This window comes from Corynebacterium sp. c24Ua_83 (assembly GCF_039907245.1).
Lineage (GTDB): Bacteria > Actinomycetota > Actinomycetes > Mycobacteriales > Mycobacteriaceae > Corynebacterium.
Genome location: NZ_JASBOI010000051.1, coordinates 1 through 1,265 on the forward strand (window position 1 = coordinate 1; position 1,265 = coordinate 1,265).

At 57.9% G+C, this 1,265-nt stretch carries 1 protein-coding gene; it reads right to left on the reverse strand.

Features of this window, described 5'->3' with window-relative positions:
* Positions 1 to 19: 19 nt before the first annotated feature.
* Positions 20 to 1,168 carry an IS1249 family transposase gene (locus QKE30_RS10780; RefSeq protein WP_347934780.1) on the reverse strand — a complete coding sequence of 383 codons (1,149 nt, stop codon included), beginning with the start codon at positions 1,166 to 1,168 and terminating at the stop codon, positions 20 to 22.
* Between the last annotated feature and the right edge of the window lie 97 nt (positions 1,169 to 1,265).

Below are 1,265 nucleotides of genomic sequence, written 5' to 3' on the forward strand. Positions count from 1 at the left end.
GGGGCGGGCACACCGTTTGTTACTTCATGGGGCCTTTTCTGATTCCTATCGAGTGTTCGTACTCGGTTGGGATAGCGTTGTCGTAGAAGGCTGGTCGGCCTGTTTCCTGGTCGGCTTTGTTGTGGTCTTCTTCGACAAGATCGTTGACTTTGGCGAGTTGATCTTGTCCGAAATTGCACTGCCTGGCGATCTTTAATGGGTCGTCAGGCAGCTGCTTTTTCGAGTGCAGGTACCACTCGAGCATTCTGCGTTGGCGTTCCCCGGACCTGCCACGATGCGCGTCGGCGATGCGTTTGAGCTGGGCGTTGATGCCGCCTTCCAGACTGTTTGTCGTTGAAGCCCAGCGTTGAGGCTCAAGCGCATTCGGTGGTGGCTGCAGGTAGGTAAACAGCCATCCTTTCCGTGAGAGGTGTAGCAGGGAGTTGTATGCCTTGCGAACTCGCAGATGGGCCCATTCCCACTGGTTGTTGAGTGTGCGGCGCTCTTTTGGCACGGGCGTTTTCTCGTTGAGGAATGCTTTGAATACCTGTCCGAAGTCGTGCAGACGCAGCGTCCACTCCCGTGCCTGGTCGAGTGTGGTGATACGGGTCAGTTTCAACGCCAGGGCGTAGATGGCTTTGCCGGCGTCGGTGCGTGATCGTGATGTGGTGTAGCGGCGGATGACGCGTTGCGCATGGACGAGGCATCGTTGGATCATCGCGTTCGGCCAGCAGGCTTTAATCGCAGTAAGTGCGCCTTGTCCGCCGTCGAGGACGACGCAGAGCGGCTCAGCGATTTTGCGGAGTAGCTGCGTGTAGGCGTGGGCGGTTTCGTGTTTGGTCCAGTGCCATGCGATGACGTGGTCGTGGCTGGCTGCGACGAGCAAGCATCCGGCGGCGGTGTAGGTGCCGTCGATGAAGATCTGGTCGTAGACGCGCTGTGGGTCACCGTCGTTGGGGATGTCGATGAGCCAGAACGGTTTGAATCGGCGGTCAAGTGTCCAACGGCTTACCCCTTGTTGCTGAGCGAGTTCAGACAACGTTGCTGTGGAGGTGGCATAAGAGACGAAGGCTTTAAAGTCGCGGGCCTGCGTGCGGTCGGTGCGGGTTCGTGTCGTGGAACTGCAGCAGTTCGGGTCCTTGCATCGCCACCTGGTTGTGCCTTTAGAAGTGGTTCCGTTTTTCTTCATTTGCCCAGCGCATATCGGGCATCGTGGCCTGTTTTTACTCACCCGGAAAGCACACCAACCCCCGATTAGCACATGCGGGTGCCATTCCGGTGGATTG